This window comes from Enterococcus sp. DIV1315a, assembly GCF_051712325.1.
Lineage (GTDB): Bacteria > Bacillota > Bacilli > Lactobacillales > Enterococcaceae > Enterococcus > Enterococcus faecalis.
Map to the genome: position 1 here is coordinate 144,238 of NZ_JBIOOS010000001.1, position 18,896 is coordinate 163,133.

Annotated in this window: 23 protein-coding genes; 20 read left to right on the forward strand and 3 right to left on the reverse strand. The window is 40.0% G+C overall.

What is annotated here, in order from left to right; translation table 11 throughout:
- Positions 1-158: 158 nt before the first annotated feature.
- The 4 genes from IGJ03_RS00625 (at position 159) to IGJ03_RS00640 (ending at position 4,289) form a co-directional block, all read left to right on the forward strand.
- On the forward strand, positions 159-965 hold the full coding sequence (locus IGJ03_RS00625) for an ABC transporter ATP-binding protein (protein ID WP_002356183.1): 807 nt from the start codon (positions 159-161) through the stop codon (positions 963-965).
- Positions 962-1,972, forward strand: coding sequence for a FecCD family ABC transporter permease (locus tag IGJ03_RS00630; RefSeq protein WP_002356184.1), 1,011 nt, complete (start codon positions 962-964; stop codon positions 1,970-1,972). Before IGJ03_RS00625 ends, IGJ03_RS00630 begins: the two co-directional genes overlap by 4 nt.
- Entirely contained in the window at positions 1,969-2,973 is a 1,005-nt protein-coding gene (locus tag IGJ03_RS00635; RefSeq protein ID WP_375804845.1) for a FecCD family ABC transporter permease, read from the forward strand. Before IGJ03_RS00630 ends, IGJ03_RS00635 begins: the two co-directional genes overlap by 4 nt.
- A gap of 113 nt (positions 2,974-3,086) precedes the next feature.
- On the forward strand, positions 3,087-4,289 hold the full coding sequence (locus IGJ03_RS00640) for an iron-containing alcohol dehydrogenase (protein ID WP_002386357.1): 1,203 nt from the start codon (positions 3,087-3,089) through the stop codon (positions 4,287-4,289).
- Between the two features lie 56 nt (positions 4,290-4,345).
- Here IGJ03_RS00640 and gpmA read toward each other — a convergent pair whose 3' ends face one another.
- The 3 genes from gpmA to rpiA form a co-directional block, all read right to left on the reverse strand.
- On the reverse strand, positions 4,346-5,032 hold the full coding sequence (gpmA, locus tag IGJ03_RS00645) for a 2,3-diphosphoglycerate-dependent phosphoglycerate mutase (RefSeq protein ID WP_002359343.1): 687 nt from the start codon (positions 5,030-5,032) through the stop codon (positions 4,346-4,348).
- A 174-nt stretch (positions 5,033-5,206) separates the two neighbouring features.
- Positions 5,207-5,782, reverse strand: coding sequence for a recombinase family protein (locus IGJ03_RS00650; protein ID WP_169062992.1), 576 nt, complete (start codon positions 5,780-5,782; stop codon positions 5,207-5,209).
- A 41-nt stretch (positions 5,783-5,823) separates the two neighbouring features.
- Positions 5,824-6,504, reverse strand: a complete 681-nt coding sequence (gene rpiA / locus IGJ03_RS00655) for a ribose-5-phosphate isomerase RpiA (RefSeq protein WP_104889864.1) — start codon at positions 6,502-6,504, stop codon at positions 5,824-5,826.
- 344 nt (positions 6,505-6,848) lie between these two features.
- Here rpiA and rpsL point away from each other — a divergent pair, with 344 nt between their 5' ends.
- The 16 genes from rpsL (at position 6,849) to rpmC (ending at position 18,878) form a co-directional block, all read left to right on the forward strand.
- On the forward strand, positions 6,849-7,262 hold the full coding sequence (rpsL, locus tag IGJ03_RS00660; protein WP_002356190.1) for a 30S ribosomal protein S12: 414 nt from the start codon (positions 6,849-6,851) through the stop codon (positions 7,260-7,262).
- Positions 7,263-7,317: 55 nt separating this feature from the next.
- Positions 7,318-7,788, forward strand: a complete 471-nt coding sequence (gene rpsG / locus IGJ03_RS00665; protein ID WP_002356191.1) for a 30S ribosomal protein S7 — start codon at positions 7,318-7,320, stop codon at positions 7,786-7,788.
- 83 nt (positions 7,789-7,871) lie between these two features.
- Positions 7,872-9,953 carry an elongation factor G gene (gene fusA / locus IGJ03_RS00670; protein ID WP_002356192.1) on the forward strand — a complete coding sequence of 694 codons (2,082 nt, stop codon included), beginning with the start codon at positions 7,872-7,874 and terminating at the stop codon, positions 9,951-9,953.
- Between the two features lie 150 nt (positions 9,954-10,103).
- Positions 10,104-11,291 carry an elongation factor Tu gene (gene tuf / locus IGJ03_RS00675; RefSeq protein ID WP_002356194.1) on the forward strand — a complete coding sequence of 396 codons (1,188 nt, stop codon included), beginning with the start codon at positions 10,104-10,106 and terminating at the stop codon, positions 11,289-11,291.
- Between the two features lie 180 nt (positions 11,292-11,471).
- A complete protein-coding gene (thiD, locus tag IGJ03_RS00680; protein ID WP_375804844.1) occupies positions 11,472-12,296 on the forward strand; it encodes a bifunctional hydroxymethylpyrimidine kinase/phosphomethylpyrimidine kinase in 825 nt (274 codons plus the stop codon).
- Between the two features lie 270 nt (positions 12,297-12,566).
- Positions 12,567-13,733, forward strand: a complete 1,167-nt coding sequence (locus tag IGJ03_RS00685; RefSeq protein WP_002391607.1) for an SAM-dependent methyltransferase — start codon at positions 12,567-12,569, stop codon at positions 13,731-13,733.
- Between the two features lie 348 nt (positions 13,734-14,081).
- Positions 14,082-14,390 (forward strand): 30S ribosomal protein S10, encoded by a 309-nt coding sequence (gene rpsJ / locus IGJ03_RS00690; protein WP_002389727.1) that lies wholly within the window; start codon positions 14,082-14,084, stop codon positions 14,388-14,390.
- A 21-nt stretch (positions 14,391-14,411) separates the two neighbouring features.
- On the forward strand, positions 14,412-15,041 hold the full coding sequence (gene rplC / locus IGJ03_RS00695) for a 50S ribosomal protein L3 (protein WP_002356199.1): 630 nt from the start codon (positions 14,412-14,414) through the stop codon (positions 15,039-15,041).
- A 25-nt stretch (positions 15,042-15,066) separates the two neighbouring features.
- Positions 15,067-15,690: a 50S ribosomal protein L4 gene (gene rplD, locus IGJ03_RS00700; protein WP_002356200.1), complete on the forward strand. Its 624-nt coding sequence runs from the start codon at positions 15,067-15,069 to the stop codon at positions 15,688-15,690.
- Entirely contained in the window at positions 15,690-15,980 is a 291-nt protein-coding gene (locus IGJ03_RS00705; protein ID WP_002356203.1) for a 50S ribosomal protein L23, read from the forward strand. The genes rplD and IGJ03_RS00705 overlap by 1 nt, the downstream gene beginning before the upstream one ends.
- Before the next feature lie 39 nt (positions 15,981-16,019).
- Positions 16,020-16,850 carry a 50S ribosomal protein L2 gene (rplB, locus tag IGJ03_RS00710; protein ID WP_002356204.1) on the forward strand — a complete coding sequence of 277 codons (831 nt, stop codon included), beginning with the start codon at positions 16,020-16,022 and terminating at the stop codon, positions 16,848-16,850.
- Positions 16,851-16,892: 42 nt separating this feature from the next.
- Complete coding sequence (gene rpsS / locus IGJ03_RS00715; protein WP_002356205.1) at positions 16,893-17,171, forward strand: 30S ribosomal protein S19; 279 nt, start codon at positions 16,893-16,895, stop codon at positions 17,169-17,171.
- Positions 17,172-17,192: 21 nt separating this feature from the next.
- Entirely contained in the window at positions 17,193-17,540 is a 348-nt protein-coding gene (rplV, locus tag IGJ03_RS00720; RefSeq protein ID WP_002356206.1) for a 50S ribosomal protein L22, read from the forward strand.
- A gap of 66 nt (positions 17,541-17,606) precedes the next feature.
- Complete coding sequence (gene rpsC / locus IGJ03_RS00725) at positions 17,607-18,263, forward strand: 30S ribosomal protein S3 (protein ID WP_002356207.1); 657 nt, start codon at positions 17,607-17,609, stop codon at positions 18,261-18,263.
- A gap of 2 nt (positions 18,264-18,265) precedes the next feature.
- Positions 18,266-18,700 (forward strand): 50S ribosomal protein L16, encoded by a 435-nt coding sequence (rplP, locus tag IGJ03_RS00730; RefSeq protein WP_002356208.1) that lies wholly within the window; start codon positions 18,266-18,268, stop codon positions 18,698-18,700.
- The gene (rpmC, locus tag IGJ03_RS00735) at positions 18,690-18,878 is read left to right on the forward strand and encodes a 50S ribosomal protein L29 (protein ID WP_002383858.1); all 189 of its coding nucleotides are present in this window, start codon (positions 18,690-18,692) and stop codon (positions 18,876-18,878) included. Before rplP ends, rpmC begins: the two co-directional genes overlap by 11 nt.
- The last annotated feature ends 18 nt before the right edge of the window (positions 18,879-18,896 follow it).

Consider the following 18,896-nt stretch of genomic DNA (forward strand, 5'->3'; position numbering starts at 1 on the left):
CTTGCTTTTTTGAGCAAATAAGTTGCATTTTTTAGATAATTCGTTTTTTTGATTGGAAGAAACATTGCTTTTTAAGGAAGGGTCTTTTATAATCAAGGAACAATGAGTGAGAACGATTCTCAATAAATGTAAAATAACGACAGAAAAATTAAAGAGGAATGGTTATGAATTATTTAGAGGCAGAGGACTTAACTACAGGATATGGTCGTCAAGTGATTAGTGAAGCGCTGAACTGTTCATTTGAAGCGGGAACTATTACAAGTATTATTGGACCAAATGGTTGTGGCAAATCGACCTTGTTAAAAACACTTGCGCGTATTTTGCCAGCTGAGAAAGGCAAGGTGTTCATTAAGAACCAAGAACTTCAACATTTTTCTTCAAAAGAAGTGGCGCAAGAACTAGCGATCTTATCACAAACGCCAGAAAATACAATCGATTTATCTGTTTTTGACCTCGTCTCTTTCGGGCGATATCCTTATCAATCGGGCTGGAAAAGCGTCACCACAGAAGATCAAGAGTACATACAATGGGCATTAGAATTAACAGGCTTAACTGAATTAGCTAGAGAGTCTGTGGCGATTTTATCAGGTGGACAACGCCAACGGGTTTGGATTGCTATGGCACTAGTGCAGGATACAGATATTTTAATTTTAGATGAACCGACCACCTATTTGGATCCAGCGCATCAGCTAGAAATTTTAAATGTGTTAAAACGAATTAATCAAGAACATCAGAAAACTATCGTGATGACGATTCATGATATTAATTTAGCTTCTCGTTTTTCTGATCGCGTGATTGCGATGAAAGAGGGAAAGATTATCAATGAGGGAACACCGCAAGAAGTGATTACTGTTACTGGCTTAGCAGATGTTTTCGCTATTCAAGCAGAAATTAGTTATCATAGTCAGACACAGCGGCCACTAGTGCTTTCTTATGAGTTGATGGAAATGGAGCTGGATGGATGAAAGGCATAAGCGGATTTTATAGACACCAATGGCAAGTGTTACTTGTCTGTCTTTTTTTGCTGCTGGGGACAATGCTTCTGTCGCTGATGTTTGGTGCGACGTCGGTTTCGATTCAAACGATTATTGATTCATTTACGCACTTCGATGCGACCAATCAAGCGCATCAAGTCATCCAAACGGTTCGGTTGCCGCGGATTTTAGGGGCCGCTTTTGTGGGAGCAAGTTTAGCGGTGAGTGGGGCGTTAGCGCAAGGGATTACGCAAAATCCATTGGCAGATTCTGGCTTGCTGGGTATCAATGCCGGGGCTGGCTTGGGCTTAGCGCTTGTTTTTGCTTTCCTCCCTCAGGCAAGTTATTGGTGGCTTTTAGTTGTTTCTTTTCTTGGTGCCGGCGTGAGTGTGGCACTGATTTATTATCTTTCTAATCATTCAATTCGAGGAGCAAGCCCCATGCGTCTGACCTTGGTGGGAGCAGGTATTAGTGCCCTTTTTTTATCATTTAGTCAATTCTTAGCCATTCAGTTCAATTTGAGTCAAGAGTTAACGTTTTGGTTTCTTGGCGGTGTCAGCGTTATTTCTTGGGCACAATTAAAAATAGTCGTCCCGATCTTTCTGGGCGCATTTGCATTGGCAATTCTGATTAGTCCGTCGGTGACTATTTTACGGTTTGGCGATGATGCAACAATTGGTTTGGGGCGAAATCCGCAGCGTATTCGGTTGTTTGCCAGTATAACGATTTTGCTTTTATCAGGATTGTCTGTGGCGCTAGTTGGCTCGGTCAGTTTTGTTGGTTTGGTGGTGCCTCATGTGATGCGAACAGTTTCTGGAGAAAATTACCGTCGCTTGATTCCGTTCTCGGCGTTAGGCGGTGCGCTCCTCGTTTTGGTGGCAGATTTAATCGCTCGAATGGTGAATCCGCCTTTTGAAACACCATTTGGGATTATCACGGCCTTAATTGGCATCCCATTCTTTCTTTATTTATTTCGTAAAGGAGGGCAACTAGGATGACACAGAAAAAAGTGTCCCGTTGGGTGGCTATCTTAATAGTTGGGATTATCCTAACTGCTTGTATCAGTTTAACGCAAGGGGAATTATCTGTTTCCTTCATGGATTTAAAAGCCCTTCTTTTGGGACAGGGAAGTCAGGCCAAACAACTGTTAGTTTGGGATTTTCGGTTACCACGGATTGTGCTTGCGGTCCTAGCGGGCGCAGCTTTAGGCTTAAGCGGCGCTATTCTTCAAGGGATTACTCGGAATCCGTTAGCAGATACTGGGATTTTAGGCATTAATGCGGGTGCGGGTTTGGCAGTGATTTTGTTTATTAGTTTTGTTGAGACGACAAGTATCACGACGTTTGCACTTCCGCTCGTGGCCTTAGTTGGCGGCTTGCTAGCGGCTGTTGGGATTTTGGTAATTGCGTATCATCATCGTTTAGGATTGACGCCAGTTCGAATGGTCTTAGCGGGTGTCATTTTGAGTACGGGTATTTCAGCACTCACCTTATTAATTACATCAAAAATTGACACTGAAAAGTACCGTTTTGTTACAATGTGGCAAGCAGGCAGTATCTGGGGCAGTAATTGGTTCTTTGTGGGCGCTTTGTTGCCTTGGCTAGTCATCGGGTTCTTTTTTGCGATGAAGCGTCATCGTCTGTTGGATATTTTACAATTGGGGGACGAAACAGCTATTTCTGTAGGTATTGCTGTGAAAAAAGAACGAATCGTTTCGTTGCTGTTAGCGGTGATGTTGGCGGCTTCAGCGATTTCCGTTACAGGGGGAATTAATTTTTTAGGTTTACTTGCGCCACATATTGCTCGCAAATGTGGTTTTACGCAACAAAAACAGGTATTGCCATTGGCGGCGTTGTTTGGGAGTTTACTTTTATTGGTTAGTGATACGATTGGTCGGCTATTGCCTGGCAATGAAGAAATGCCTGCAGGGATTATTGTTGCGATCATCGGTGCGCCTTATTTTCTTTATTTGTTAATCAAAACAAGCGATTCGTTATAAAAAAGAATCAAAAGCTGGGTCAATTGGTCGTTGTGAAAGCAACTGTCATTTGCTCGGCTTTTTTATTGGCGGATTTTTGAAAAAATAGTATGATAAATGCGTAAGAGCATTGAATGGAGGATGAAAGAATGGAAAACTTTAATTTTTATGTACCAACAGACATCCGTTTTGGGAAAGATCGTTTAGACGAATTACCTGCTGTGTTAGATCAATTTGGCAAAAATGTCTTACTTGTTTATGGTGGCGGTAGTATCAAACGTAATGGCTTGTACCAACAAATTACTGATTTGGCCCAAAAAAACGGGCATACACTGATTGAGTTGAGCGGTGTCGAACCAAACCCGCGCATTGAAACCGTTAGAAAAGGAATTGAGTTGTGTAAAGAAAACCAAGTCGATGTTATTTTAGCAGTTGGCGGTGGTTCAACCATTGACTGTTCCAAAGCAATAGCTGCGGGCTTTTATTCGGAAGAAGATATCTGGACAGTTATTGCAGCCAGAAAAGGGTATACTGGTCCTGCTTTACCAATCGTGACCATCTTGACTTTAGCAGCGACAGGTAGTGAAATGAACGCAGGTGCTGTCATTTCTAACTTAGAAACCAATCAAAAATTAGGCTTTGGTGGTCCGAATATGATTCCAAAAGTTTCGTTCTTGGATCCAACGAATACTTTTACGGTTCCTCAAAATCAAACAGCAGCTGGCTCAGCGGATATTTTCAGTCATTTGATTGAAAACTATTTTAGTATTTCGACAGGCACGGACGTTCAAGATTTTGTGTCAGAAGGCTTAATGCGAACGGTTATCAAAAATTGTCCTATTGCTTTAGAAAATCCAGAAGATTATGATGCACGTGCTAATTTAATGTGGGCAAGTAGTTTAGCCTTAAATGGGTTAACAGGGCGCGGCAAACAAGGTGTTTGGTCTTGTCACCCAATGGAACATGAATTAAGTGCGTTTTATGACATTACGCATGGGATTGGCTTAGCAATTTTAACGCCTCGTTGGATGAATTACGTTTTGTCTGAACAAACCGTAGGCAAGTTTGCGCAGTTTGCTCGAAATGTTTGGGGAATAGTCGAACAAGAAGAGGAAGTAGCAGCGAAAAAAGGTATTCAAGCATTGTATGATTACTTTGTGGCTTGTGGCATTCCAATGACATTACCAGAAGTTGGCATCGAAGCAGATAAATTTGAAGAAATGGCACAACAAGCTGTGGCCCATAGTGCAATTGCCGAAAAGGCTTATGTACCATTGGATGTAGCGGACATAGTAGCGATTTATAAAGATTGTCTAACAGAAAGTCAATTTATTTAGTCTATAAAAAAGCGGTTTGCCTTGGCAAACCGCTTTTGTTAATAAGAAACAAGTTCTTATAAGTAGTATTTTTCTTTCACAGTTAAATCATCGTTTAATTCATAAACTAATGGTTTACCTGTTGGGATTTCAAGATCCATAATATCTTCATCAGAAATGCCTTCGATGTGTTTAGCTAAAGCACGTAATGAATTACCATGAGCCGCTACTAAGACAGTTTTGTTGTCTTTTAAAGCTGGCGCAATTTCATCTTGCCAGAATGGTAATGCACGTTCCAAAGTAACTTTCAAGTTTTCGCCACCAGGAATATCGCGTTGGTCTAACATTGCATAACGACGGTCGTTTGCTGCAGAACCTTCATCTGTTGCTTCCATTAATGGAGGAAGAGTATCGTAAGAACGACGCCAGATGTGGACTTGTTCGTCTCCGTATTTTTCAGCAGTTTCTTTTTTGTTTAGTCCTTGTAATTTACCATAGTGACGTTCGTTTAAGCGCCAAGATTTGATTTGAGGTACCCATAATTGATCTGAGTATTCTAGTAAATAGTTACAAGTTTTGATGGCACGAGTTAAAACAGAAGTATAAGCAACGTCGAATTCGATGCCTGCTTCTTTAATTTTACGGCCGCCTTCTTTTGCTTCTTCAACACCTTCAGGTGCTAAATCTACGTCAGCCCATCCAGTAAATTGGTTTAAGGCATTCCATTCGCTAAGTCCATGACGAGAAAAAACTAATTTTGGCATGTATAAGCTCTCCTTTGAGTTTAGTTTTCTGAAAATAAGATTTCCACGTTTATTGTACACCGTTTTGCGCAAGATTTCCAATGGAAAATAGTAAAAAAACGTGAAAATTGCTGAAAAATTAGAGTGAAATCGAATCAAAAAAGAAGCCCCATCTGAAGGACTTCTTTTTTATTCTTAGGAATACAGCCGCTCGACATCTGTCTCAGGTAAATTGATGTACTTATAACAAGTGCCCACCGAAACGCCGCATTTATTAGAAATAAACTGGATGGTTTCTTTGTTTTCGTAATATAATGCACGGATTTTGCGGACGGTGCGTCCATCGATTTTTGGACGTCCACCTACTTTTCCGTTTTCACGAGCTTTGTGGAGCCCGACGAGTGTTCGTTCTTTAATTAGTGCACATTCCATCGCGGATAAGCTCTCCATTAATTGGAAATAGGCTTCACCTGTTGGAAGGTTAGTATCAATTCCTTCTGAAATGCTGACAAAATCAACTTGTTTTTCCTTTAACATTTTCATAAAGTCTGTTAATTGGCGGGTTGTTTTACCTAAATGGTGCAATTTACAAACAATAAGTGTATCCCCAGCAGAAAGAAGTTTTTCGACTTCGTCTAAGACACTGATCTCCGCTTGAGGATCAAATGTCTCTTGGAAAATATCATCACAACCAAACGATTGGAGAGTGGTTAGTTGATTTTTTAAATCGTCTTCAATAATCGTTGTGCGTGCATAACCAATTCGTTTCATATATTATCCTTCCTATATAAATAATCTTTTTTCACACATTCTTAACGTGCGGGAACATGTAATGTTTTCGGTCCATCTTCATAACCGACGATTACCATAGAAACCATATTTAAAAATAAGCCGTGTTCAACGACGCCAACCAAGTTGTCTAAATAAGAACCTAAAGCTTCTGGATCTGTAATTTTTTCTAAATGCAAATCGATGATATGGTGGCCTCCATCTGTTATTAATGTTTCGCCAGCAGCGTTTAAACGAAGTGTTGGGTGATAGCTTTTTTCTTCAAATAAATGCACTAGTTGGCAGCTGCCATAAGGGACAACCTCAACAGGAAGTGGGAAAGCCCCTAAATCATCCACCATTTTTGATTTATCCACAATCCAAATACATTTCTTTGAATAAGTGGCCACAATTTTTTCAAAAAGTAAGGCAGCGCCACCGCCTTTGATTCCTTGAAAATCAGCGCTGATTTCATCGGCGCCATCAATCGTAAGATCCACATACGGAACCTCATCAATACCCTTTAAAGGAATTCCCAAGGCTAAGGCTTGTTTCTCTGTTTCTTTTGAAGTAGTAACCCCCACGATTGACAATCCTTCTTCTTTTACGCGACGACCAATTTCGTCTACCATAAATTTTGCTGTTGAGCCAGTACCCAAACCGACAATCATGCCGTCTTCTACATATTTTGCAGCTTCGATTCCTACCATTTGTTTCAGATTCATCGCTGTTTTCCGCCCCCTTCAATAGTCAAAGATATTGTACCGTTATTTAACTAAAAAAGATAGAAAGTTTTTGAAAAAGTCATAAAAATTTTTAAAGGAAAAGTACGTTTAAATAGAAGGAAAAGCTTTTTTTCGAAAGGCGAAAGAAGAGGGTTGACAGCTGATACTTATCGTGGTATCCTAACAAAGGTGCTTTATCTACAGGTTCCTTATAGGGACGTGCTGACTGTCTATCAAAGCATATTTGATAAAGAGTGCAGAGATTGCATTATTTTTTATCGCGAAAAAAGAACCACCTGGATGTGTGGAACTAGAAGCGAAGTAAGGAAGGAGGAGAACAAGGAATGCCTACAATTAACCAATTAGTACGTAAACCTCGTAAATCTAAAGTAGAAAAATCTGATTCACCAGCCTTAAACAAAGGATATAACAGTTTTAAGAAAACTCAAACAAACGTTAACTCTCCGCAAAAACGTGGAGTTTGTACACGTGTGGGTACGATGACACCTAAAAAACCGAACTCAGCTTTACGTAAATATGCCCGTGTTCGTTTGTCAAACTTAATCGAAGTTACAGCTTATATCCCAGGTATCGGTCACAACTTACAAGAACACAGCGTGGTATTATTACGTGGTGGACGTGTAAAAGACTTACCAGGGGTACGTTACCATATCGTTCGTGGTGCGCTTGATACTGCCGGTGTTAACGACCGTAAACAAAGCCGCTCTAAATACGGTACAAAACGTCCTAAAGCTTAATTATAATAAGACAATAACAACTTGAAAAATCATATTTCGGAAGGAGGAGTTACGGATGCCTCGTAAAGGTCCTGTTGCAAAACGTGATGTTTTACCAGATCCAATTTATAACTCAAAATTAGTAACTCGCTTAATCAACCGTGTAATGGTTGACGGTAAACGCGGGATTGCTGCTAACATTATCTATAATTCATTTGATATCATCAAAGAATCTACAGGTAACGATCCATTGGAAGTTTTTGAACAAGCAATGAAAAACGTTATGCCTGTTCTTGAAGTTAAAGCACGTCGTGTTGGGGGTTCTAACTACCAAGTACCAGTTGAAGTTCGTCCAGAACGTCGTACAACTTTAGGTTTACGTTGGGTAGTTAACTACGCACGTCTACGTGGTGAACACACAATGGAAGAACGTCTAGCGAAAGAAATCATGGATGCTGCTAACAACACTGGCGCTTCTGTTAAAAAACGCGAAGACACACACAAAATGGCAGACGCAAACCGCGCATTTGCTCATTATCGTTGGTAAGATCCTCTCTGTCTGTCGCGTAAAGTGGCAGCAGAAAGTCAATTTACAATCGATTTAAATAAAGAGAGGAGTAAACATACAAAATGGCAAGAGAATTTTCACTTGAAAAAACTCGTAACATTGGTATCATGGCCCACGTTGATGCTGGTAAAACAACAACAACTGAGCGTATCTTGTACTACACTGGTAAAATCCATAAAATCGGTGAAACCCATGAAGGTGCTTCACAAATGGACTGGATGGAACAAGAACAAGAACGTGGTATCACGATTACATCCGCTGCGACAACTGCACAGTGGAAAGGCTACCGTGTAAATATCATCGATACTCCAGGACACGTGGACTTCACAATTGAAGTACAACGTTCTCTACGCGTATTAGATGGTGCGGTAACAGTTCTTGACTCTCAATCAGGTGTAGAACCTCAAACAGAAACTGTTTGGCGTCAAGCGACTGAATATAAAGTTCCTCGTATTGTATTCTGTAACAAAATGGATAAAATCGGTGCGGACTTCTTCTATTCAGTAGAATCATTACATGATCGTTTACAAGCAAACGCTCATCCAATTCAAATTCCAATCGGAGCTGAAGAAGACTTCACTGGAATCATTGACTTGATTAAAATGAAAGCTGAAATCTACACAAATGATTTGGGAACAGATATTCAAGAAACTGATATTCCTGAAGATTATTTAGAAAAAGCGCAAGAATGGCGCGAAAAATTAGTTGAAGCTGTTGCTGAAACTGACGAAGACTTAATGATGAAATATCTTGAAGGTGAAGAAATCACTGAAGAAGAATTAGTCGCTGGTATCCGTCAAGCAACAATCAACGTTGAGTTCTTCCCTGTATTAGCTGGTTCAGCATTCAAGAATAAAGGGGTTCAATTAATGTTGGACGCTGTTCTTGATTACTTACCATCTCCATTAGATATCGATGCTATCAAAGGGATCGATACTAAAACAGACGAAGAAACAACTCGTCCAGCTGATGACGAAGCACCTTTCGCTTCATTAGCATTTAAAGTTATGACTGACCCATTCGTAGGTCGTTTAACTTTCTTCCGTGTTTATTCTGGTGTCCTTGAAAGTGGTTCATACGTATTGAACGCTTCAAAAGGCAAAAAAGAACGTATCGGTCGTATCCTACAAATGCACGCCAACACTCGTCAAGAAATTGACAAAGTGTACTCTGGTGATATCGCTGCTGCTGTTGGTCTAAAAGACACAACAACTGGTGATACATTATGTGCATTAGATGCACCAGTTATTCTTGAATCTATTGAATTCCCTGACCCAGTTATCCAAGTCGCTGTTGAACCTAAATCAAAAGCTGACCAAGATAAAATGGGCGTGGCTCTACAAAAACTTGCTGAAGAAGATCCATCATTCCGCGTTGAAACAAACGTTGAAACTGGTGAAACAGTTATCTCTGGTATGGGTGAATTGCACTTAGACGTTTTAGTAGACCGTATGAAACGTGAATTCAAAGTTGAAGCTAACGTAGGTGCTCCTCAAGTATCTTACCGCGAAACATTCCGTGCTGCGACTAAAGCAGAAGGTAAATTCGTTCGTCAGTCTGGTGGTAAAGGACAATACGGTCACGTATGGGTTGAATTTACACCAAATGAAGAAGGTAAAGGCTTCGAGTTTGAAAACGCAATTGTCGGTGGTGTGGTTCCTCGTGAATACATCCCAGCAGTTGAAAAAGGGTTAGAAGACTCTATGAACAACGGTGTTCTTGCTGGTTATCCATTAGTTGATATCAAAGCAAAACTTTACGATGGTTCATACCACGATGTCGATTCAAATGAAACGGCCTTCCGTGTAGCTGCTTCTATGGCATTGAAAGCTGCGGCTAAAAATGCAAACCCAGTTATTTTAGAACCAATGATGAAAGTTACAATTACTGTTCCTGAAGATTACTTAGGTGATATCATGGGACACGTAACAAGTCGTCGTGGACGTGTTGAAGGTATGGAAGCACACGGTAACTCTCAAATCGTTAATGCGATGGTACCTTTAGCTGAAATGTTTGGTTATGCTACAACATTACGTTCAGCAACACAAGGACGCGGTACATTTATGATGGTATTTGACCACTATGAAGACGTACCTAAGTCTGTTCAAGAAGAAATCATCAAGAAAAACGGCGGCAACGCATAATTTTCCTTGAGAATAAAAGGTTTGTTTTTAGAACTATCCTTTTTTCAAGATTTCGTGTAAAATAGCTTATGATGATCAGACGATTTTTAGTAGCGTCTATCACATATAAAACAAACAATAAAATTTATATTTTTAGGAGGAACATTCAAAATGGCAAAAGAAAAATTTGACCGTTCTAAATCCCATGTTAACATTGGTACTATCGGACACGTTGACCATGGTAAAACTACATTAACAGCTGCAATTGCTACTGTATTATCAAAACACGGTGGCGGGGAAGCACAAAGCTACGATTCTATCGATAACGCTCCAGAAGAAAAAGAACGTGGAATCACAATCAACACTTCTCATATCGAATATGAAACTGAAACTCGTCACTATGCACACGTTGACTGCCCAGGACACGCGGACTACGTTAAAAACATGATCACTGGTGCTGCTCAAATGGACGGAGCTATCTTAGTAGTTTCTGCTGCTGATGGTCCTATGCCTCAAACACGTGAACATATCTTATTATCACGTAACGTTGGTGTACCATACATCGTTGTATTCTTAAACAAAATGGATATGGTTGATGACGAAGAATTATTAGAATTAGTAGAAATGGAAGTTCGTGACTTATTATCAGAATACGATTTCCCAGGCGATGATGTTCCAGTTATCGCAGGTTCTGCTTTGAAAGCTTTAGAAGGCGACGAGTCTTATGAAGAAAAAATCTTAGAATTAATGGCTGCAGTTGACGAATATATCCCAACTCCAGAACGTGATACTGACAAACCATTCATGATGCCAGTCGAAGACGTATTCTCAATCACTGGACGTGGTACTGTTGCTACAGGCCGTGTTGAACGTGGTGAAGTTCGCGTTGGTGACGAAGTTGAAATCGTTGGTATTAAAGACGAAACATCTAAAACAACTGTTACAGGTGTTGAAATGTTCCGTAAATTATTAGACTACGCTGAAGCAGGCGACAACATCGGTGCTTTATTACGTGGTGTAGCACGTGAAGATATCGAACGTGGACAAGTATTAGCTAAACCAGCTACAATCACTCCACACACAAAATTCAAAGCTGAAGTATACGTATTATCAAAAGAAGAAGGCGGACGTCACACTCCATTCTTCACTAACTACCGTCCTCAATTCTACTTCCGTACAACAGACGTTACTGGTGTTGTAGAATTGCCAGAAGGTACTGAAATGGTAATGCCTGGTGATAACGTTGCTATGGACGTTGAATTAATTCACCCAATCGCTATCGAAGACGGAACTCGTTTCTCTATTCGTGAAGGCGGACGTACTGTAGGTTCAGGCGTTGTTACTGAAATCGTTAAATAATTAACTTTTTAACTATAGTTTTAACCAGCGTGAAAAACTGGGGTATTCGGACGTAAGACCAGAGAATTTATTCTCTGGTCTTTTTTTGTTTAGAAATTGGCTGGCTAAAAAATAAGCCAATTGGCTGTTTTAGCAGACTTGTTTCTTCCGTATACTTGGAGAAAAAGGTTAGGTGATTTAATGGAAAAAGTATTGACGATTGCAGGCTCCGATTCAACTGGAGGGGCAGGGATTCAAGCAGATTTAAAAACATTTGAAGAGTATGGAGTTTTTGGATTTTCAAGTTTAACCTCGATTGTGACGATGGATCCTACGACAGGCTGGTCACATGAAGTAACTGAATTGCCAGAAATGCTCTTAGAAAAACAATTGATTTCGGTTTTTGCAGGCGGTCCAGTAGCGGCTTTGAAAACAGGGATGATGGGCAATGAACAAAATATTAAAATGGCTAGTAAGTACATTAAACAAGAAAAAATTCAAAAAGTCGTGATTGACCCAGTCATTGCTTGTAAGGGAACGGCACAAATTCTACAACCCAAAAGTGTGGAAGGCCTAAAAAACGTTTTACTGCCATTAGCATTAGTGGCCACGCCTAATTTAATTGAAGCGGGCATCTTATCTGGTTTAGGCGAAATTTCTTCCGTGGCGGAGATGGAAGAAGCGGCAAAACGAATTGTACAAATGGGAGCCAAGCATGTCGTGGTTAAAGGGGGACATCGCTTAGCTGGTGAAAAAGCACTGGACTTGTTTTACGATGGTCACACCGCGCATCTTTTGGAAAATGAATTATATCCTACTGATTATAATCATGGTGCAGGTTGTACTTTTTCAGCGGCAATCACAGCTGGCTTGGCGAAAGGTTATTCGGTGTTAGAAGCAGTAACTTTAGCGAAAAAATTTGTAGCGGCGGCGATTAAACACGGTATTCAAGTTAATCCTTATGTGGGGCACGTGTGGCATGGCGCATACACTCATGCGGAACAACGGATGCGTAAGAAAGAATAATATTTAGAACTAGAGGAGTCTGTCAAGGACTGGCTCTAGTTTTTTTGTGATAAAGAATAACAATAGTAGGTATTACGTTAAAAGAATGTTCAAATTTTTAAAAGAGGAGTAGAATAGAACTGTAATTGCAAAAAAGAAGCGGAACATAGAAGGGGTGTTAACTTTTCTGTGCTTCAGTTTAGAACGGACTGTGGTGTTTGTTTTGACGAACTACCGGAAAGCGACTTCTTTTTGTTTTGGCTTCAAATGGTATTTAATGGAGGGAATGCAATGTTAGAAAAAGAAACGTACAGTCAACTGTTTAAATGGTCTTTTTCAAAAAAGACACAAGTCACATACTGGGATGGTACCGTCAAAGAGTATGGGCAAGGGTCGGGGGATCCGGTTTTTAAAATTGTATTCAATGAAAAAATTCCTGTGAAGGATTTACTGAATAACGCTTCGTTAACTTTAGGGGAAGCCTACATGGATCGCAAAATTGAAATCGAAGGCGATATCCAAGCGCTGATTTATGATGTGTATAACCAAAAGGATAGCTTTTTACACAATGCTAAATTTATTAAATGGCTTCCTAAAGAAAGTCATTCAAAAAAACGTTCGCAAGAGGATATTCACAGCCATTACGATCTAGGAAATGATTTTTACAAAAAATGGCTTGACCAAACAATGACGTATTCATGTGCTTATTTTAAAACGCCTGAAGATACATTAGAACAAGCGCAAGTGAATAAAGTTCATCATATTTTAGATAAATTGTTTATCAAAGAGGGCGACACTTTACTGGATATTGGCTGCGGCTGGGGCACGTTAATTTTAACTGCGGTGAAAGAATATGGAGCCAAAGCAACTGGGATTACATTAAGTGAAGAGCAATTTCATCATATTCGCCATATTATAGAAAAAGAAGGTCTACAAGATCGAATGACTGTCAAATTGATGGATTATCGTGATTTAAAAGGAGAGTCTTTTGACCATATTACGAGTGTCGGGATGTTTGAACATGTCGGTGCAGAAAATCTACATGAATATTTTGACGTCGTTCAACGAAATTTAGCGCCTAAAGGTACGGCGTTGATTCATGGGATCAGTCGCCAACAAGGTGGGGCTAAAAATGCTTGGATTAATCGTTATATTTTCCCAGGTGGCTATATTCCTGGTGTCACTGAGCTAGTCGGCCATATGACAGAAAACGACTTGCAAGTGATCGACTTGGAAAGTTTGCGCAGAGATTATCAATTGACGTTGGAACATTGGACAAAAAACTTCCATAATATAGAAGCAGAAATTGTTGACGAAAAAGGCGAGCGCTTCTATCGAATGTGGGACTTATATTTGCAAGCATGTGCAGCCTCATTCCAAGCAAGCAATATTGATGTTATTCAATATTTATTGGTTCATCCAGATAACAATGATATTCCAATGCGCCGGATTGGTTAATAGAATAAAAAAGAAAGAATTTGAGATTCTGGTAAAAAAAGAATCTCAAATTCTTTTTTTATAAAAATAGAATGAAAAGAATTGAAAAACAAAACAAATGCTTTTCAAAACAAGAAAAAATTCTTTCAAAAAAACGCAGAAAATCCTTGCTAACACTATCCTTTCATAGTATAATCAAAAAGGTGCTGTTTACAGGAGTGTAAAAAGCATTGGTAGATCAACGATTTGATTTGCCGGCTGTGAAGCGAGAGGTTGCGACACGCTCGGACGCTTTGCCATGAACGAGCATGCCGGATAAATTTTCGTGGAGCTATGTCTACTTTTAAAATAGGCGAAGGAGGGAACAAGATGGCAAAACAAAAAATTCGTATCCGTTTAAAAGCGTATGAACACCGTATTTTAGATCAATCAGCGGATAAAATTGTGGAAACAGCAAAAAGAACTGGAGCTGACGTATCAGGTCCGATTCCATTACCAACAGAACGCTCACTTTACACAGTTATTCGTGCGACTCATAAATACAAAGATTCTCGCGAACAATTCGAAATGCGTACTCACAAACGTCTAATTGACATTGTGAACCCAACACCAAAAACAGTTGACGCTCTAATGAAGCTTGACTTACCGTCTGGTGTTAATATTGAAATCAAACTATAAAATTAAGATGGAGGTGTACTCATGACCAAAGGAATCTTAGGGAAAAAAGTGGGAATGACACAAATCTTTACTGAGTCTGGTGAATTAATTCCAGTAACAGTAGTTGAAGCTACGCCAAACGTAGTTTTACAAGTAAAAACTGTTGAAACTGACGGATACGAAGCTATCCAAGTTGGTTACCAAGACAAACGTGAAGTTTTATCAAACAAACCTGCGAAAGGTCATGTTGCAAAAGCAAACACGGCTCCTAAGCGCTTCATTAAAGAATTCAAGAATGTTGAGCTAGGAGAATATGAAGTAGGTAAAGAAATCAAAGTAGATGTTTTCCAAGCAGGAGACGTTGTTGATGTTACAGGTACTACGAAAGGTAAAGGATTCCAAGGGGCAATCAAACGTCACGGCCAAAGCCGCGGACCTATGTCTCATGGTTCTCGTTATCACCGTCGTCCTGGGTCAATGGGTCCAGTAGCGCCTAACCGTGTATTTAAAAATAAACGACTAGCCGGCCGTATGGGTGGCGACCGCGTAACAATTCAAAACCTTGAAGTTGTTAAAGTGGACGTAGAAAGAAATGTTATCTTAATCAAAGGAAACATTCCTGGAGCGAAAAAATCTTTAATCACAATTAAATCAGCTGTGAAAGCTAAATAAGTGTAGGGAAAGGAGGAACTAAGGAATGCCGAATGTAGCATTATTCAAACAAGATGGAACTCAAAACGGTGAAATCACTTTAAATGAAGAAATCTTCGGAATCGAACCTAATGAAAGTGTTGTCTATGATGCAATCATCATGCAACGTGCTTCATTAAGACAAGGAACACACGCAGTTAAAAACCGTAGCGCTGTTCGTGGCGGTGGCCGCAAACCATGGCGTCAAAAAGGAACTGGTCGTGCTCGTCAAGGTTCAATCCGTTCACCACAATGGCGTGGAGGTGGCGTAGTCTTTGGACCAACACCGCGTTCATACAGCTACAAACTTCCTAAAAAAGTTCGTCGCTTAGCAATGAAATCTGTATTATCAGACAAAGTTGCTGAAAATAACTTGGTAGCAGTAGAAGGTTTAAGCTTCGATGCACCAAAAACAAAAGAATTCAAACAAGTTCTTGCTAACTTGTCTATCGATACTAAAGTATTAGTTGTTTTAGAAAATGGTAACGACTTTGCAGCTTTATCAGCTCGTAACTTACCAAACGTTTCTGTAGTAACTTCTGATAACGTTAGTGTGTTAGATGTTGTGTCAGCTAACAAAGTCTTGGCAACACAAACAGCTCTTACTCAAATTGAGGAGGTGCTTGCATAATGGAATTACTAGACGTAATCAAACGCCCAGTGATCACTGAAAAATCCATGTTAGCTATGGACGAAAAGAAATATACTTTCGAAGTGGACACTCGCGCAAACAAAACTTTAGTAAAACAAGCTGTTGAATCAGCATTCGATGTTAAAGTAGCAAACGTAAACATCTTAAACGTGCGTCCAAAATTCAAACGCATGGGTAAATATGCAGGTTATACAAAAAAACGTCGCAAAGCGATCGTTACATTAACTGAAGATTCAAAAGAAATTCAATTATTCGAAGCTGCTGAATAAGCAGTCCTGAACAATATCAACGTAGGAGGGAAATAAGACGTGGCGATTAAAAAGTACAAACCTACCACAAATGGCCGTCGTAACATGACAAGTTCTGATTTCGCTGAAATCACAACTTCAACACCAGAAAAATCATTGTTACAGCCATTAAAAAACAATGCCGGTCGTAACAACAACGGTCGCATTACGGTTCGTCACCAAGGTGGCGGTCACAAACGTCAATACCGTGTGATTGACTTCAAACGTAATAAAGATAACGTCGCAGCGGTTGTTAAAACGATCGAGTACGATCCAAACCGTTCTGCTAACATCGCGTTAGTTCATTACGAAGACGGGGTTAAGGCATACATCTTAGCACCAAAAGGATTAGAAGTAGGCATGCGCCTAGTATCTGGTCCAGAAGCAGATATTAAAGTAGGTAACGCATTACCATTGGAAAACATTCCAGTTGGTACAGTTATCCACAACATTGAAATGAAACCTGGTAAAGGTGGACAATTAATCCGTTCAGCTGGAACAAGCGCGCAAGTACTTGGTAAAGAAGGCAAATACGTATTAATCCGCTTAAACTCTGGCGAAGTTCGTATGATCTTAGCAACTTGCCGTGCAACAATCGGTTCAGTTGGTAACGAACAACACGAATTAATCAACATTGGTAAAGCTGGCCGCTCTCGTTGGATGCGTAAACGCCCAACTGTTCGTGGTAGCGTAATGAACCCTAACGATCACCCACACGGTGGTGGTGAAGGTAAAACACCAATTGGACGTAAAGCGCCAGTATCTCCATGGGGTCAACCAGCAATTGGATACAAAACACGTAATAAAAAAGCTAAATCAGACAAACTTATCGTTCGTCGTCGTACTAAATAATTTTTTTGACCATGTGTCGTACATTTTGAGAGGAGGTTCACCATGGGTCGTAGTTTAAAAAAAGGACCTTTCGTCGATGATCATTTGATGAAAAAGGTCGAAGCACAACAAGGTGCCGAAAAGAAAAAAGTAATTAAAACTTGGTCTCGCCGCTCTACAATTTTTCCATCATTCGTAGGTTTCACAATCGCTGTATATGATGGACGGAAACATGTCCCTGTTTACATTCAAGAAGACATGGTAGGACATAAATTAGGTGAATTTGCACCAACTAGAACTTATCGTGGCCACGTTGCTGACGATAAAAAAACTAAACGCTAATTTTGAGGGGAGGATATGCAAATGTCAGAACAAATTACATCAGCTAAAGCAACTGCAAAAACAGTTCGCACTTCACCTCGTAAAGCACGTTTAGTAATCGATCTTATCAGAGGGAAAAGCGTTGCGGATGCAATTTCAATCTTGAAATTCACACCGAACAAGTCTGCTGGAATCATTGAAAAAGTTTTAATGTCAGCAGTTGCTAACGCAGAAAACAACTTTGACTTAGACGTTGAAAGCTTAGTCGTATCTGAAGCATTTGTTAACGAAGGACCAACAATGAAACGTTTCCGTCCTCGTGCAAAAGGTTCAGCTTCACCAATCAACAAACGTACTAGTCACATCACAGTAGTTGTAACAGAGAAATAAGTCTCATGAAATAGACTGTTTTCTTTATGAAAACAGAGCTTAAACATTTAAGAGGAGGGACAATCAGTGGGTCAAAAAGTACATCCAATTGGAATGCGTGTAGGCATCATCCGCGACTGGGATGCGAAATGGTATGCTGAAAAAGAGTATGCTGAATTCTTACACGAAGATTTAAGAATCCGTAAATTTATCGCAACAAAACTTGCTGATGCTGCTGTATCTACAATTGAAATCGAACGCGCTGCAAACCGTGTTAACATTTCAATTCACACAGCTAAACCAGGTATGGTTATCGGTAAAGGCGGATCTGAAGTCGAAAACCTAAGAAAAGAATTAAACAAATTAACTGGCAAACGAGTTCACATCAACATCGTTGAAATCAAAAAACCAGATTTAGATGCAAAATTAGTAGGCGAAGGAATTGCACGTCAATTAGAAAACCGTGTTGCTTTCCGTCGTGCTCAAAAACAAGCCATCCAACGCGCAATGCGTGCTGGCGCTAAAGGAATCAAAACTCAAGTATCAGGTCGTCTAAACGGTGCGGATATCGCTCGTTCAGAAGGATACTCTGAAGGAACTGTACCACTTCATACATTACGTGCGGACATTGATTACGCATGGGAAGAAGCGGACACTACTTACGGAAAACTAGGAGTTAAAGTGTGGATCTATCGTGGAGAAATTCTTCCAACGAAAAAAAACACTGAGAAAGGAGGGAAATAATCATGTTAGTACCTAAACGTGTAAAACACCGTCGTGAATTCCGCGGAAAAATGCGCGGTGAAGCTAAAGGCGGAAAAGAAGTAGCATTTGGTGAATGGGGTTTACAAGCAACTGAATCTCACTGGATTACTAACCGTCAAATCGAAGCAGCCCGTATTGCAATGACTCGTTACATGAAACGTGGCGGGAAAGTATGGATTAAAATTTTCCCTCACAAGTCTTACACAAGTAAAGCTATCGGCGTACGTATGGGTAAAGGTAAAGGGGCACCAGAAGGCTGGGTATCACCAGTTAAACGTGGTAAAATCATGTTTGAAATCGCAGGCGTTCCTGAAGAAGTAGCTCGTGAAGCTCTTCGTCTTGCATCTCACAAATTGCCGGTAAAAACTAAGATCGTAAAACGTGAGGAAATGGGTGGTGAATCGAATGAAGGTTAAAGAAATCAGAGAATTAACCACTGCCGAAATGCTAGATAAAGAAAAACAATTAAAAGAAGAATTGTTCAACTTAAGATTCCAATTAGCAACAGGTCAATTAGAAAACACTGCACGTATTAAAGAAGTACGTCAATCGATTGCACGCATCAAAACAGTATTGCGTGAACAAGCTAACTAATAGTGGAAGGAGGCCAAA